At 64.4% G+C, this 13,931-nt stretch carries 11 protein-coding genes; 3 read left to right on the top strand and 8 right to left on the bottom strand.

From position 1 onward, the window contains the following. On the top strand, positions 1–416 hold a 416-nt coding region (locus DUPY_RS05660; protein WP_141749429.1), incomplete at its 5' end, for a response regulator. A 24-nt stretch (positions 417–440) separates the two neighbouring features. Here DUPY_RS05660 and DUPY_RS05655 read toward each other — a convergent pair. The 6 genes from DUPY_RS05655 to tssF all read right to left on the bottom strand — a co-directional run bounded on the left by DUPY_RS05655 (position 441) and on the right by tssF (position 9,794). After that, positions 441–704 carry a PAAR domain-containing protein gene (locus DUPY_RS05655; protein WP_070246852.1) on the bottom strand — a complete coding sequence of 88 codons (264 nt, stop codon included), beginning with the start codon at positions 702–704 and terminating at the stop codon, positions 441–443. A 21-nt stretch (positions 705–725) separates the two neighbouring features. After that, positions 726–2,057: a hypothetical protein gene (locus DUPY_RS05650; RefSeq protein ID WP_229255249.1), complete on the bottom strand. Its 1,332-nt coding sequence runs from the start codon at positions 2,055–2,057 to the stop codon at positions 726–728. A 26-nt stretch (positions 2,058–2,083) separates the two neighbouring features. Beyond that, positions 2,084–4,204, bottom strand: coding sequence for a T6SS effector phospholipase Tle3 domain-containing protein (locus tag DUPY_RS05645; RefSeq protein WP_070246850.1), 2,121 nt, complete (start codon positions 4,202–4,204; stop codon positions 2,084–2,086). 17 nt (positions 4,205–4,221) lie between these two features. Continuing rightward, positions 4,222–6,918, bottom strand: a complete 2,697-nt coding sequence (locus DUPY_RS05640) for a type VI secretion system Vgr family protein (RefSeq protein WP_070246849.1) — start codon at positions 6,916–6,918, stop codon at positions 4,222–4,224. Positions 6,919–6,987: 69 nt separating this feature from the next. Beyond that, positions 6,988–8,034: a type VI secretion system baseplate subunit TssG gene (gene tssG, locus DUPY_RS05635; RefSeq protein ID WP_070246848.1), complete on the bottom strand. Its 1,047-nt coding sequence runs from the start codon at positions 8,032–8,034 to the stop codon at positions 6,988–6,990. Further along, positions 7,998–9,794 (bottom strand): type VI secretion system baseplate subunit TssF, encoded by a 1,797-nt coding sequence (gene tssF / locus DUPY_RS05630; protein ID WP_070246847.1) that lies wholly within the window; start codon positions 9,792–9,794, stop codon positions 7,998–8,000. Before tssF ends, tssG begins: the two co-directional genes overlap by 37 nt. Before the next feature lie 202 nt (positions 9,795–9,996). Here tssF and DUPY_RS05625 point away from each other — a divergent pair, with 202 nt between their 5' ends. Next, positions 9,997–10,221, top strand: coding sequence for a hypothetical protein (locus DUPY_RS05625; protein ID WP_070246846.1), 225 nt, complete (start codon positions 9,997–9,999; stop codon positions 10,219–10,221). A gap of 21 nt (positions 10,222–10,242) precedes the next feature. On the opposite strand, the gene DUPY_RS05620 is transcribed toward DUPY_RS05625, so the two are convergent. Then, a complete protein-coding gene (locus tag DUPY_RS05620) occupies positions 10,243–11,223 on the bottom strand; it encodes a gamma-glutamyl-gamma-aminobutyrate hydrolase family protein (RefSeq protein ID WP_070246845.1) in 981 nt (326 codons plus the stop codon). A gap of 138 nt (positions 11,224–11,361) precedes the next feature. Between DUPY_RS05620 and DUPY_RS05615 the strand changes: the two genes are divergently transcribed. Then, positions 11,362–12,363, top strand: a complete 1,002-nt coding sequence (locus tag DUPY_RS05615; RefSeq protein WP_070246844.1) for an Lnb N-terminal periplasmic domain-containing protein — start codon at positions 11,362–11,364, stop codon at positions 12,361–12,363. On the opposite strand, the gene DUPY_RS05610 is transcribed toward DUPY_RS05615, so the two are convergent. Next, positions 12,335–13,891, bottom strand: coding sequence for a class I adenylate-forming enzyme family protein (locus tag DUPY_RS05610; protein ID WP_070246843.1), 1,557 nt, complete (start codon positions 13,889–13,891; stop codon positions 12,335–12,337). The two genes, DUPY_RS05615 and DUPY_RS05610, sit on opposite strands and share 29 nt — an antisense overlap. Positions 13,892–13,931: the final 40 nt, after the last annotated feature.

The following is a 13,931-nucleotide window of genomic DNA, read 5'->3' as shown; positions in this document are numbered from 1 at the left end:
CCGCACCGCTGCCGATCGTGGCGGCCGGGGGGCCCAGCCTGCGCCTGATGGTAGTGGACGACAACCAGGATGCGGGTCGCACGCTCGGCGCGCTGCTCGAGGCGCAGGGCCGCCAGGTGCTGATTTTCGAGGATGCCGAAACCGCGCTGCGCGCCAGTGCAGTCGCGCCGGTCGATGCCTTCATCCTCGACATCGGCCTGCCCGACATGGATGGCTACGAACTGGCGCGCCGCCTGCGCGCGCAAGCCGCCACCGCTGGCAAGCTGCTGATCGCGCTCACCGGCTACGGCCAGGCGCATGACCGGGTGCTGTCGAAGGCGGCCGGCTTCGACCACCATTTCGTCAAGCCGGTGGATCATGCGGCGTTGGGGCGAGTGCTGGCCGAGGGGCGCGCGGGCACGCAGGATGGCGTCTGACAACGCGCTTTATCACTACCCTCGTCATCCGCGCCCGGTGGTTGAAACTGTCGAGATCAGTGTCGCGCCGCAAGTGGTTTTGTGTCCCTCGAACGCGACCGGCACGCCATCGATTAGCACTTTCGGATCGCCCTCGGCGATCTTGCATTGATCATGCCCCTTGATTGGGCAGATGCACCGGTCGCCCTGTCGCGCCACCGCGATGCCCTGCACTTTGCTGTTGGGCGCTGCGGAGATGACTTTGCCGCCGTGGCTGGTTGGGTCGTTGAGACGGATGACGCCTTTCATGGCAGGTTCTCCTTTGCTCGATTATCTTGAATAGCCCTGCGGATAAGCGGGCGCGTCATCGCGCAAGCCCCACCAGGGCAGGTAAGCATCGTTCATGCTGCGGGCGCGGAACCAGGGTTTGTCGGGATCGATAGGACGAACCACTGCCGGCGGCGAGACCACTACGGCCGTTGGCTGCTCGGGATCGGTGGTGCCCGCCACAATAACGTGTTGGCCGAAGTGGTTGGCATAGCCGATGGCGAGCGCGACGTTGGTCAATGCGGAACCGGCGCCCATTTCTCCCAGCAGGGCAGGCGTATTGAACGATTGCTCGAGCAGGTCGAGGTCGGGCACTTCGGTCGTCAGCGTTTGTGCCAGCGGGCCGAGTCGACGCGAGGAGTCGGTGTGGGCATTGTTGGCGTCGTGGATCACGTAGCCGACCTGGTTCGGTTTGATGGTGGCATTGTCGGCCGCTTTGTGTAGCGTTGCCGTCCATGCCCTAACAATGCGCGGCGTATCGCCACCGTCGCCCACCTCCGAGACCTGCGTGGTTTCCGGGCGCGATAGCCAGGCCAGTGCTTTGCGGCCGGTCTTGTAGGTCGGTCCGGCCAATACCAGCACCACAAGGTTCTCGTTGATTTGATGGTCGAGCGGCCGGCTTGGTGCATCCCAGTTCATGGCCCATGCAGTTCTGTCGGGATGGGCTTCGAGGTAATCGATGGCGGCTTTGAGGGAGGTGAAACCGGCGTTGGGGCCGCCTGTAGTGACCTTTACCTCGGGAGGCTCGGGGCGGGTCCATAAGGTTGGGCGATTTGGATTGCCCATCGCGAATGTGTTTTGAAGAATTTTTTGCGTCTCTTTTCTGGCTGCTTCGGCATCGAAATCGCCGGAAGGCAGCGCATATTCGACCCGTATGCCCGCGAGCTCATGCCAGAGTTTTTTACGATTTATACCGTTGACGTTGTAGAAATAGTCGGGGTCGCCATAATAATTGTCGTGTAATAGTCCAATAAGTTCGTATTGATATCGGAGATGATAGCTCAGCTTGGATGTTTCGCCGTGGCTTCCATCCGCAATCAATGAGACATACTTCACTGTGGAATAACTAGACGGTTTCTTGCGTAGCATGTCATCGTCTGCATTTGGCTTGGCTAAACCCATCGTCCACAAGGTCTGCCATTCAGTCGGGTAATCCTTTCGGTGAAGTGGATTTAGCCATATGATTCCTACGACTTGTACACCATGTGTTTTTGTTGGCGTCATATTGAGATTTTCTTTCATTGCCAAATTCTGGGTGAGGGGAGATGAATTTTTGCACCCAGTTAGTAAAGCGACAGATGTTAGAAGTGCGTTGCCTAAAATTTTGTTAAACATTTTCTCTCCTTTGTGTTTATGGGGTTCTAGTTGCGTTTATCGATAATTTTATTAGGAATGAGTAAATTATTCTCCGTCCTTTTTATCCATTCGCTCACTGTTAATCGATCTATGCTTCCAGATTTAAAATGCTGCAAATAGACATTATTTTCTATGCCTTTTAAATCATCTAAATATCGCCAATCTGCAAATTTTAAAAATCCGCTCAGGATTTGTTCCGGTATCTGGCAAACCCCCACCGCAACGTCAAACGCCAACGCCCGCTCCGAATGCATCGGATTGGTAAAAATCGTCGAATGATCAGTCGCTGCCGCATCCACGGTCTCGGCCAGGCTCACCTTGATGTGCTCTGTGCGCCAGGCCTTGTGCTTCGCGCTCGCCTTGGACGGGTCATCTTCCTCGATCACCTTGGCATCGGCCGCATATAGCTTTTCCCGCTTGGCCCGCAAACGCAGCATGGCGTGCTGTTCGTAGCGCAGCGACGCTTCGTCGCGGTTGTTCCCCATTGCCGCATCGGTGGTGTTGTCCGGCGCTTTGTGGACACTCGCATAAGCGTCGCCAGCTTCACGAGTCCGGTTGCCGTCGCGCGCAGCACCGGGCGGGTCGTACCCCTGGTCGAAGGCATCGCTCACCTGGCCGAAGCGCATGCCTTGCGGCAGGAAGGGCGGGGAGAGTGCAGGCGCATCGGCGCGCACTTGCCAGTCGGCGTCCGGCAAGGCATTGACCCGTTGCCTGGACAGGGCGGTGATCGCCATCCCCAACGGCGCCAGGACGACCGTGAAAAAGCGGCCAAAAAATGATTCGCTCGCTTCCAGCCCCTTCTTGATCGAGTACCGGGCGATCTTCGAGTGCGGCAGCCAGTAGTCGTCGCTGTCGGCCTTCGGCTGGCGCCAGTGGTTGTGCCAGTAGTGGTAAGTTTCCTGCTTGCCCACCTCGAAGCCCTGGGCGAACACGCGCTGCACCAGCACGCCCTGCGCCCTGGTTGCCTTGATCTCGTTGAATGTGTCGCGTTCCGTGAGCCCCAGCCAGCCGATGCCCCGTACCGTCACCGCTGAAATCACCTGGTCATGGGGATTGGCATACAGCGTGACGCGGCCATAGGTGGAGTCTTCGACACCGTATTTTTCGCGGTCGGCCTGCGCAGCGAAACCATTCGCGCGGTTGGCCATGCGGCGGTCGATGCGCTCGGCGGTTTGCATGGCATCGAGACTTTTGCGTGTGCGCACGATGTCGAAGAAGGCGGCCAGCGTGGCGATGCGTGCTGCGTGGGTCTGGCGCCCGGTATTGCCGTCCGGGTCCACCAGGTTGCTTTGGGTCCAGTCCTCGGAGAGGTTGGACTTGACCAGGCTGTAAGGTGGATTGGCCAGCACGTAATTGTCGGCCACGCACGGCCCGCTTTTGCCGTCGCCATCCGTCACCTCGGCCATGCGCTCGCCGAGAAACGCGGCCGCCATGCCGATCATATTGCCCTGGCTGTGGCACACGATGGTGATCGGCACATCGGCCTGCGCCTTGCGGATCGCTTCGACCAGCTTGGCGAGCCGATAGGCTGCCAACACGAAGTAGCCGCGCGCCGGGCACGCGTACACGTCGCGCTCGTTGACCGGGTTGAGGTGCTGCACCTGAATCCACAGGAACAGTTGTTCGGACAGACCTTCGTTCCATAAATCTGGCAGCGCGGTGCAGCCGTTGGCGAACGGGCCGCCGCCCCAATAGTTTTGCTCATTGAGGTAGATCTTGTCGCCGAACAGCTGCAACTCTTCGCCACCAGCCTTGTAACCCCAACGGAAGCGGATCACCGGCGAGCAGGCGTTGCCCATGTCGAAGAAGTTGTTGGAATTGAGTTCGGGATTGATGTAGCCGTCGTCCGTCAATTCCTGCGCATACGTGATCGCTTTCAGCTGCCCCGACGCCGGTCCCGGGTACTTCATCTGCTCACTCCGGCGCGCCAGCCGGGTATTGAGACCTTCGCACAGGCCTTGCTCGCAGGCGTCGTACCATTCGCCGTCGGAGTTGACGCCGTGGACCAGGATGATGATGCCCGGCAGCGGCAAGGCGTGCGGGATGTCGTAGTGGGAGGTGTCGAAATCGGTATGGGCGCAGCCGGTGGCGAAAATCGTGCTGTCGGTGCAGGTTTTCAGAGCCATGTCAGTACCTTGCGCGCTCAATCGCGCGGAATGAAAAAGGTGGCGGTCAGCTGTTGCAGCTGGTCGCCGGTGATGGTCGGGCCTTTGCCGTCGGCGTCGGTGACGCCGGAAACCACTTTGCCATCTTCGGTTGCCACCGACACCTGCACGCCTTCGCATGGCGCGCCGTCGAGTGGACTTACCAGGCGCGGCGTGCGTCCCAGTTCGCCTTGGCCGAAGGTGGGAAGGTCGCCACGCTCGCTGGCCGGGCCGTTCCAGTGGTGGCCATTGGTCTTGACGGTAAGCGTGCCGGGGCCGCCCAGTTCCACGCTGCCGCCCGAGAGCTTGAGGTAGGCGCCGCCCTGGGTCATCAGGGTGATTTCGTCTTGCGCCACGCCGACGATGCGGGTGGCGGAGGTCAGCCGCAGGTCGCGTGCGGCGTCCAGCTGCATCAGGTCGTGCTGGCTTTGCATCCGGTACTTGCCGTGGTGGGCGATCTGGGTGATGCCTTGCTGGTGTGCGAACAGCGAGATGCCCTGGCCGGCGTTGATGGTGCAGCACTTGCCGGCACTGAACTGCAGCTGTTGTTGCGCCACCTGGTCGATATTGCCCACGGCGTAGTGAAGCAGGGTTTTGCGGGTACCGACAGCGATACCGTCGGGCGCGGTGATGGCGATGGTCGCGGCTTCGGCCGGCTTGGCCGCGCTGGCGCTCGATAGCTGTTGCTGCAGTTCGGTCACGCCGGCGGCATCGGTCGCCAGCGCCTGGTGCTGCGCGGCGTAACTGCCCAGGGACTTGAACAGCTCGAGGCAGTCCTGCATCAGGGCCAGGTGTTCTTGCTGGTCCAGCTGCTCGCCGGCGCCATCGAGCCGCTGCCATGCCGAGATCAAGAGCGAACGGGCGGTGCGCAGACTGCCGCTGCCGTCGGTGCGCAATTCGAAGCCGTCGCCGCGCTTGCTTGCGCTGCCCGCCTGGCGCGGTGCGGTCAGGTAGCCGAGGTTCAAGGCGCTGGCTGCATGGTCGCTGGCCAGTTGCGCGCTGATCTCGCCGGTGGTGTCGTCGAAGCGCAACTGGCTTTTGCGTTTGCCCCGAACCTCCTTGCTGCGCATGCCGGACAGGTAGCGGTTACCGGGCAGACCGCCACCTTTACCTAGCTCCGGCGGCACGCCGACGCCGTTGAACAGCTGGCCCACGATCACCGGTCGGTCCGGGTCCCCGCCGAGGAAGTCGATCAGTACTTCGCTGCCCACGCGCGGCAGGGTCAAGCTGCCCGCTTGCTGCCGCGCCGGTCCCGCGCCGGCCCACGAGGTAGCCACGCGTATCCAGGCGCTGTGGATGTCGTCAGCGGCCGAGTCTCGATGGTCCTGCATGCGCGCCGCCGGAAAGCGCACCTTGACCCGGCCCAGCGCATCGCAATGGACTTCCTCCCCGGCCGGGCCCACCACGATGGCGCTTTGCGGCCGCACATTGGGCACGTCGGTGCGTGGATCGTAGGCGGGCACCAAGTGCACATCTTTGCGCACACAGGTAAACCGGTTGCGATAGCGGTCGCCGTGCGCGTGGGCGGCAGCACGCCAGCCGCTCTGCGCGTACAGTCCATCGAGGCGGGCATCGAGCGCTTGCGGAAAATTGTTGCGGGCTTCCACCTCCAGCGCGGTCACCACGAAGGCGCGTTCGGTCTGCGGGTGCTGGTCGATCTCGGGATGGTCGGCCAGGATAAACCATTCGCCGGCGCGCAGATCGCGTACGCCGCTCTCGCCGTGGAAGCACTTGGTCTCAACATCGAGCCGCGCCATGCGCAGCGCGCCCAGCTGGCGCAGGTCGTCGTTGTCGTTGCCGGCGTGCGGTGTCTCGACCAGGTAGTCGGCGAGGGTGGCGGCAAAGCAGTTGCCATGGCGGCCCTGGTCAGCCAGCGCCGCGCTGTTCGTCTGCATGAACGCCACGCTGTGCGGACGCTTGTAGTCCCAGCTGAAGCGCATAACGGCGCCTGCGCGCAACTGGCGTGCGGCGGTCCAGGCGGTGACGGCGTCGCGCTGCTCGGTGGCGTGGTTGCGGTGGAAGCGGATGGTGCCTGCGCTGCTGGCCGGCAGGCGCGCGGCGTCGTCGAACAGCACCAGCTGGTGAACCGGGTGTTCGTCATCGGTGACGCCGGGCCGAACGTACCAGGAGATGCCGCGGCGCTTGAGCAGGCGGCGCACGAACTGCGCGTCCGATTCGTTGTGCTGCATGGTGAATTCGCGCTCGGGACCAGGGCGCTGCGCCAGCGCGGCGTCGATCTCGACCTGGAACGTGGCGGTCATCACCGGGTTGGTCTGGCGCCACTCGGCCAGCAGCGTGGCGACGATCTGCAGCTCGTTCTGCTGGCGGAAGATGCGGGTGTTGGTGCGCTGATCCATCAGCGCCAGGCCATCGCGCAGCACCAGCTGGTAGGTAGCCAGGCCGCCGTCGCTCATGCCGGCATACGCTGCGGCGACGATGCCGCAGACTGTATGCAGGTCGCCGCGATCGGTGACCAGTTGCAGCTCGGCCGGCACGGCGATGAATTGTTTGAGGGAGAGCAGGGCATCGGTGGCCACGCACAGCACCCGGTACTCGATACCGCCGCACACAGTTTCCGTGCCCGAGATGCGATGCGGCAGCAGCAGGTCGTCGCGGATGCCCTCGTCGAAGGCGAGCCGCAGCCGCAGCGGACGGTGGCTGCTCGTGAGCAGCGCTAACGCTGGGTCGGTGGACATGGCGGCTCCTTTGCGGTCGGTCCCCCAGTATTGCTATTCCTGTTGGCAAGTTATTGCGAATGCGCAATTTTATGGAGCGACGCAGGCCGTGCCGGGATGAACGATGTCGTAGCAGAGATCGTCGCTGTCGCCGCTGCGACCGTGCAGGAACAGACCTTGGCCCAGCCCCGCGCTGGCGGGCAGCTGGCAGGGAGCAATGTCGGCAGCCAGCAGGACCAGTCGTACCCGGTAACGGACATTGACGACGCCGAACATGGCCAGGATGTCGGCCAGTTCTTTGGCGTCCATTGTCCCCGGCAGGAATTGCCGGTAGCGGTCGCGCCGCAAGGGACCTAGCCTGATCTCGGCGGCCAGGTCGGCGCGGTGGCAGCGTTCACCGAGCATGGCGCCCTGGCCCAGCGTGCAGTTTTCGACACCGAGGTGCACCCGGTCTTCGCGCAGGTACCAGCCGCCAAGGAGCGGCTGAAACGTCACGGGTACATCGAAATAGACAGCGATTACGGCGATGATGGCCTGCGCCGTGACCGGGCGTTGCCGTAACAGCGCCGCATGGCGGGCCAGCGCCTGTGGCGGCAGCGCAGTGGTGGTGGCCGTGGTTCCAGCCAGCGCCAGTTGCAGCGCCAGGAACTGGTCGTGTCCGGGGGCTTGACTGTCGATGCGGTGCGTTGCCCAGGCCTGGTAGAACTGCATGGTGGCGCGCGTGCCCAGCAAGTCGAGGAAGGCGCGCGGGCCGGCGTCGTGGTGCTGGCGTTCGGCGTCGACGATGGCTTGTGTGTAGTGGGCCGGCAGGGCGCTGCTATTGCCCAGCAGGCCCAATGATGCCGGGACCAGGTGGATTGCTTGCGCCGGATCGTCGGCGAGCAGCTGCAGCAACTGCGCGTCGGTGTGCACTTCGCGGTTGTCGCTGGTGCGGGCCCACAGCGCCGCCAGTTCGCTGGGCGCAAAGCTGCTGGCCGTGCGGCTGTGGAAGTGCAGGCGCGCTGGCGGGTTGGCCACGCCCGCCTGTTCGAGCCAGCGCAGCAGCAGGCGTACGGCCTGCAACAGCTCGAACCGGGTGGGCTCGGCCAGCAGTTGTTCGATCAGGCCAGGGCCAGCTGGCCGCTTCGGGGTGGGCATCGCAGCAGCTCCTTTCCCTGCTTCGACACGACGATCAGGCGGGTAAAACTGTTGAATTGCACGGTCATGGCCAGCACCTGGTCGATCACCTGGGCGAACAGCGACAGGCCGGCGCCGGCGAACGCGTTGTCGTCCACGGTCAGCATGATGTCGATGCCATATACCAGGCTGCCGCCGCTGGCGTCCTCGCGCCACACGCTGGCGCTGCGGTGTTGCAGGTCGGTGATGCCGTCGATCTGGCGCTGCGTGATGGCGGTGGCGGCCAGGTCGTGCAGCGCCAGCATCTCCTTGAAGACCGGCAGACCGTCGCGGGTCAGGCCGTGGTGGTTGAGCGTCAGCAGCGACACCAGGCGCCACTGGGTAGCCGGGTTGATGGCAAAGCGGCGCGGGCGGCTTGGTCGGCGCAGCAGCAGTATCGGCACGTCGCTGGCCGGTCCCTCGTGGTGCAGGTCGCCGCCTGGTTTGCCGAACGCCAGCCGGCACGCTGTTTCGCCATTGGTGCAGGTAAGGTCGATGGATACCGAGGCGCTGGTGGCATGCAAGGGCTGCATGGTGCTGTCGATGAAGGCGATCGTGATGTCGTGGCCGGGTGCGGAAATGGCCAGCGCTTCGTCGCGGCGAATGCTCCAGTAACGGTCGCCGGCTTCGCCATGGCGCATGCTGTACAGCGGCTGGAAGTCGAGCACGCGGCTGCCGGCGCCGTCGTGGCGCAGCATGCTGACCTGGTCCACGCTGAAGACCTGGTAGGTGTGGGCGCGCGGATGTTCGACCATCAGCGCATATTCCGCACGGGTGTGGTCGAGTTCAATCGGGCGGGCCGGGTGGCGGAACAGGTTGACCACTGGCGCGCAGCCGGTCAGCAAATGCTTAGCCGTGAGCTGCTTCAGTTGCGCCATGTGCTGGTCGCGGTTGGCGTCGTCCAGCACCAGGTGCACGGTGAAGCGGTGGCAGCCTGGCGGCAGTGCGGCCACGATGGCGCCCAGGTCGAGATCGACGAAGTTGAATTTTTCGGGGAAGCAGAAGTACTCGGTCAGCAGGCGGTAGGCCGAGGGGTGGCTGCTAGCGGGAAGCAGCGCCTGTTCCGGCTGGAAGCCGACCGCGCGCAGCGGTGGCTGCGCCAGCAGCGACCACTGGCCGTCGTCGCTCTCCAGCAGCGCGCAGACAGTGTGCAGGTACAGCGCGTCACGCAGCACGGCGGCCAGGCCGGCGTCGGCGTTGAGGTAGAGGCGCAGTGTGTTGGCGGTGTCGGCGGCGGTCGCAGTGAGCGCGATGCTGATGGCCGGCCCCGCATTGGCAGGCAGGAGCAGTGTGCGCGGTACATCAAGCACGGCTTGCAGGCGAACGCTGGTGATCGTCGCAGCTTGCAGCACCAGGTCGTCGGTGGTGGTGAATTTGCACAGCACGCCCTGGTGTTCGGCGGCGCTCATGACGGTGCCGCGCGGGATCACGGCGGTGCGGTCAAGCGGATCTTCCGTGGCGGCGTGGATGATCGAGCACGATGGAAATGGGCGCAGGTAGTGCGGAAAGTTATTCTGCAAAACCGCTTCGATGAACTGCACGTGCGAGTCATCAAGGCGCTTGGCGGTGCGCGCGTTGAGCAGGGCGCAAGCCTGTACCAGGCGTTCCACGTGCGGGTCTTGGCAGCCTTCGCCAGTCATGCCGAGGCGGCCCGCCACAGCAGGGTAGCGCACGCAAAAATCAGCGGCCAGCGCGTGGAACAGCGCCAGCTCCGCTTCGTAATATTTCAGCAGGTCTTTCATTGTCGTCCCGGTCACCATGGCCGCGTTGGCGAACGGCCATTATTGAGGGGCGCGACAATTTAATGCTGATTTGCAACAACGAGAAGTCAATCTCACCTGCGGTGCTTCCAACTTCGCGGAACTGTTGTGAAAGAACGCGGACTCGCAAGCATGGACGTCGTTTATGACCCGGAAAAGGCAAATGCCAGGGAGGTTAAATACCATGTCGAAGCAAAAAATTAAAGATGCAGACTCGAGCGTCGTTTTGACAGGCGACGCCAAATTCAGGCGGGCTCAGCCAGAGCGGAGCATTGTTCCTGCACTGATCATTCCCTCAGCCGCCGAGGATCGCTTGATCACCGCCGCCGCGCTCAGTGATCCCGACGCGCTGCCAATGACCAACGCGCAACTGCGTCAGTTGCGGCCAGCGCGTCCGCTACCTGGGTAGCGACGTCAAAAGTCCAATCGATCAGAATCGCGTCTCGCGCGCAACCCGTAAAAACTGGTCGAGGATGCCCGTGCAGTCGAGCAGTTCCACGCCGCCGGCGCGGTGGAATTCGGGGTGCCATTGCAGACCCATCACGAATGGCGCCTTGCGGTAGCGGATCGCTTCCACCATGTTGTCGGGCACCGACAGCGCTTCCACCATCATGTCGCGCCCCAGGGTTTTGACCGCCTGATGGTGGATCGAGTTGACCGTGCCGCTGGCCTGGCCCTTGAACATCCGTGACAGCGACGATCCGGCGGGGAAGGTGATGTCGTGGCGGTTGCGGTCGTAGTCGTCGTTGACGTGTGCCAGCGAATCGGGTACGTCGGACGCGATGTCCTGGTACAGCGTACCGCCAAAGGCCACGTTGATCAGCTGGCAGCCACGGCAGATGCCCAGCACCGGTTTACCCGCTTCCACGAATTCGTGCAGCAGTTCCAGTTCGTACATGTCGCGCGCGCGATCGCCGCTCCATTCCGGGCGGGTGGGGGTTTCGGCATAGCTTTGCGGCGAGACGTCGGCGCCGCCTTGCAGCACCAGGCCGTCGAGATGGCGCGCGTAGTCGCGCAGGCGGATGTTGGACGGGTGCAGCAGGCCGTCGGTGTTCACGGTGGGGATCATGAAGACCAGTACGTCGCGCGACATCACCCACTGGGCGATCGACTCTTCGAGGTATTGCAGGTTCTTGCTGCGCAGGCCGGTGGAGCCGGCTTCGGGATGGAAGATGCGTGCCGAGATGCCGATGTGCAGCGGGCGCTGCACGATGTGGCGCGTGACCGAGGCGGCCACGCGCCGGTAGCGGGCCATCAGCACCCGGCCCCACAAGCTGAACACGGTGTCGCCGGGGTCGAGGTAGCGCGGTGTTGCGGTATTGGTCCTGCTGTCGTTGCGCGCTGGCCGGCGTTCTTGATCAGAGGCGCGACGGTGCGGGGTGCTGTCCTTGTCGTCAGGGCCGTCAGTCATGCTGTTCCTCATTTGCTGTAGACGTGTTGTCAGTGTGCCACAAGCCAGCGTCGGCAGTCGCCCGGTTCACAATTCCTTACATGTCAGCCGGTATCAAACGGAAAGCCCGGCCCGCCTTGCCGGCCCTATAATCGGGCCATGAGAAAAATATGGAAAACCATCGGCCGCGTGGTCGCCTCGATTGCGATCGGCGTGGCCACTGCCTGGGGCGCGCTGGCGTTGTGGTTCCAGCCGCCGTTCCAGGTGGAGGCGCTGCGCGTGCCGGCCATGGGCCTGTGGGTGTCGATCGCGCCGGTCACGCTGTTCTGGTGGTGGCGCCTGCAGCGCGCGCGCGTGCTGCTGCCGTGGGGCGCGGCCATGGTGGCGCTGCTGGTGTGGTGGGGCACGCTGCAGCCGAGCCACGATCGCGTGTGGGCCGACGACGTGTCGCGCATGGTCACCGGCGAGGTGCAGGGCAGCGTGGTCACGCTCGACCAGGTGCGCAATTTCGACTGGCGCAGCGACGACGACTACACCCAGCGCTGGGAGCGCCGCAGCTACGACCTCGATCAACTGCGCTCGGTGGACGTAGCGCTGTCGTACTGGATGGGGCCTGCAATCGCCCACACGCTGGTGTCGTTCGGCTTTGCCGACGGCCGCTACCTGACGTTCTCGATCGAGATCCGCAAGGAACGCGGCGAAAGTTTCGACGCCATCGCCGGCTTCTTCAAGCGCTACGAGACGGTGCTGATCGCCGCCGACGAGCGCGACATCCTGCGCGTGCGCACCAATGCGCGCGGCGAGGATATGTATTTATATCGTTTGAACATTCCGCAGAAAACCATGCGTTCGCTGTTCCTGGCGTACCTGGACGAAGGCGCGCAGCTCAAGCGCACACCGCGCTTCTACAACACGCTCACCGCCAACTGCACCACCATCGTGTTCGAGATGGCGCGGCGGATCGACACCGCGCTGCCGCTCGACTGGCGCCTGCTGGCCTCGGGCTACCTGGACCGTTACCTGTTCGACCTGGGCGCGCTGGCCGGCCCGCAAAATTTCGACACGCTGCGCCAGGCCGCCCACATCACCGCGCGCGCGAAAGCGGCAGACCAGGCGCCCGACTACTCGGCCGCTATCCGCCGGCCGCCAGCTTCGCCTTGAGGATCTTGCCGGTGGCCGCCGCCGGCAGCGCATCCATCACGATGATCTCGGCCGGCCGTTTATAGGGCGCCAGGTGCTGCGCCAGCCAGGCATCCAGCGCTTCCAGCGTGACCGGATGGCGCGCATCAAGTTCAATATACGCCACCACGTCCTCGTCGCCCTGTGCGCCGGGGCGTCCCACCACCGCCGATTGGGTTACGCCCGGATGGGCGTTCAGTACCGTTTCGACTTCGAGCGGATAGACGTTGAAGCCGGCGCGGATAATCAATTCCTTGCTGCGGCCGACGATGAACAGTGCGCCATCGGCATCACTGCGGGCCAGGTCGCCGGTATCGAACCAGCCGCCGTCGCGCATGCATGCCGCCGTCAGCTGCGCCTCGCGGTAGTAGCCAAGCATGACGTTCGGGCCGCGCACCCACAGCTGGCCATCGACACCGGGCGCCACCTGTTCGCCGTGCGCATCGACCACGCGCGCCTGCACGCCCGGAATCGGCTGGCCCACCGAGTTGTCGCTGCGCGGCTGGTCGAGGCGGGTCTGGCTGACGGTGGGCGCCGTCTCGGTCAGGCCGTAGCCGTTATGCAGCGGCACGCCAAGCACCCGCTCCACGCGCGCCTTGAGGCTGGGCGACAGCGGTGACCCGCCGGCGTAGGCGAAGCGCAACTGGTTCGGCAGGGGCGCATCCACGCTGCCCAGCTTTTCCAGCAGCTTGGCGTACATGGCCGGCACGCCCTGGACAATGGTCAGTTGGCGATCATGCAGCGCGGCCAGCAGCGCCTCGGGCGTGAACCGCGGGCACAGGTAGAGACAGGCGCCGGCGTACAGGGTGCCGAGCATGACCGATGTCAGGCCATAGACGTGCGTGATCGGCAGGACGCCGTACGCACGGTCCGATGGGACCAGGCCGCGCAGCCGGCTCGAGACGGCGGCGACGAACAGCAGGTTGCGGTGGCTGAGCATCACGCCCTTGGGCGCGCCGGTGGCGCTGGTGGTGCCGGTGGTGTACACCAGCGCCGCGACCTGGTATTCGGATGCCGCGTGCACCGGCTCCGGTACCCGGCCGGTATGCAGGGCGCCGGCCATCCAGGCGCCGAAGGGCGAATCGGCCACCGTGGCCGCGTGGCGCAGGCCGTGGGCGGCGGTGTCAGGGGAGGCCGCACCGCCGGGTGCACTGGTGTAGATCACGCGGCGCGCGCCACAGTGATCACGAATCTGGTCCACCTCGTGCGCCGACAGGCGGCCATTGACATGGACGATCCAGGCGTCGAGATCGGTGGCGGCAAACGTGAGCGCCACCTGCGCTGCGCAGTTTTCGCCGACCACCATCAGGCGGTCGCCGGGGCGCAGATCCAGTGCACGCAAGGTGGCGGCCGTTTCGTCGATGGCGGCGGCCAGCTGGGCGTAGGTCCAGTGGCGGCTGCCGTCGTGCAGGGCGGGGGCGTGGGGCGTGTCGTGCGACCAGCGGCGCACGATGGCGCCGAGCCGCGCGGGCAGCGCGGCCAGCAGGGTGTGGGAATTGAAGTCGTTCATGGTGCCGGCAGCGTCGGTGGCGAAAAAGCGGCCAATGTGA

Origin of the sequence: Duganella phyllosphaerae (assembly GCF_001758785.1) — a bacterium.
Lineage (GTDB): Bacteria > Pseudomonadota > Gammaproteobacteria > Burkholderiales > Burkholderiaceae_D > Rugamonas > Rugamonas phyllosphaerae.
The sequence above is the reverse complement of the archived record's forward strand: the minus strand, read 5'-3'. Positions and strand labels throughout refer to the sequence as shown.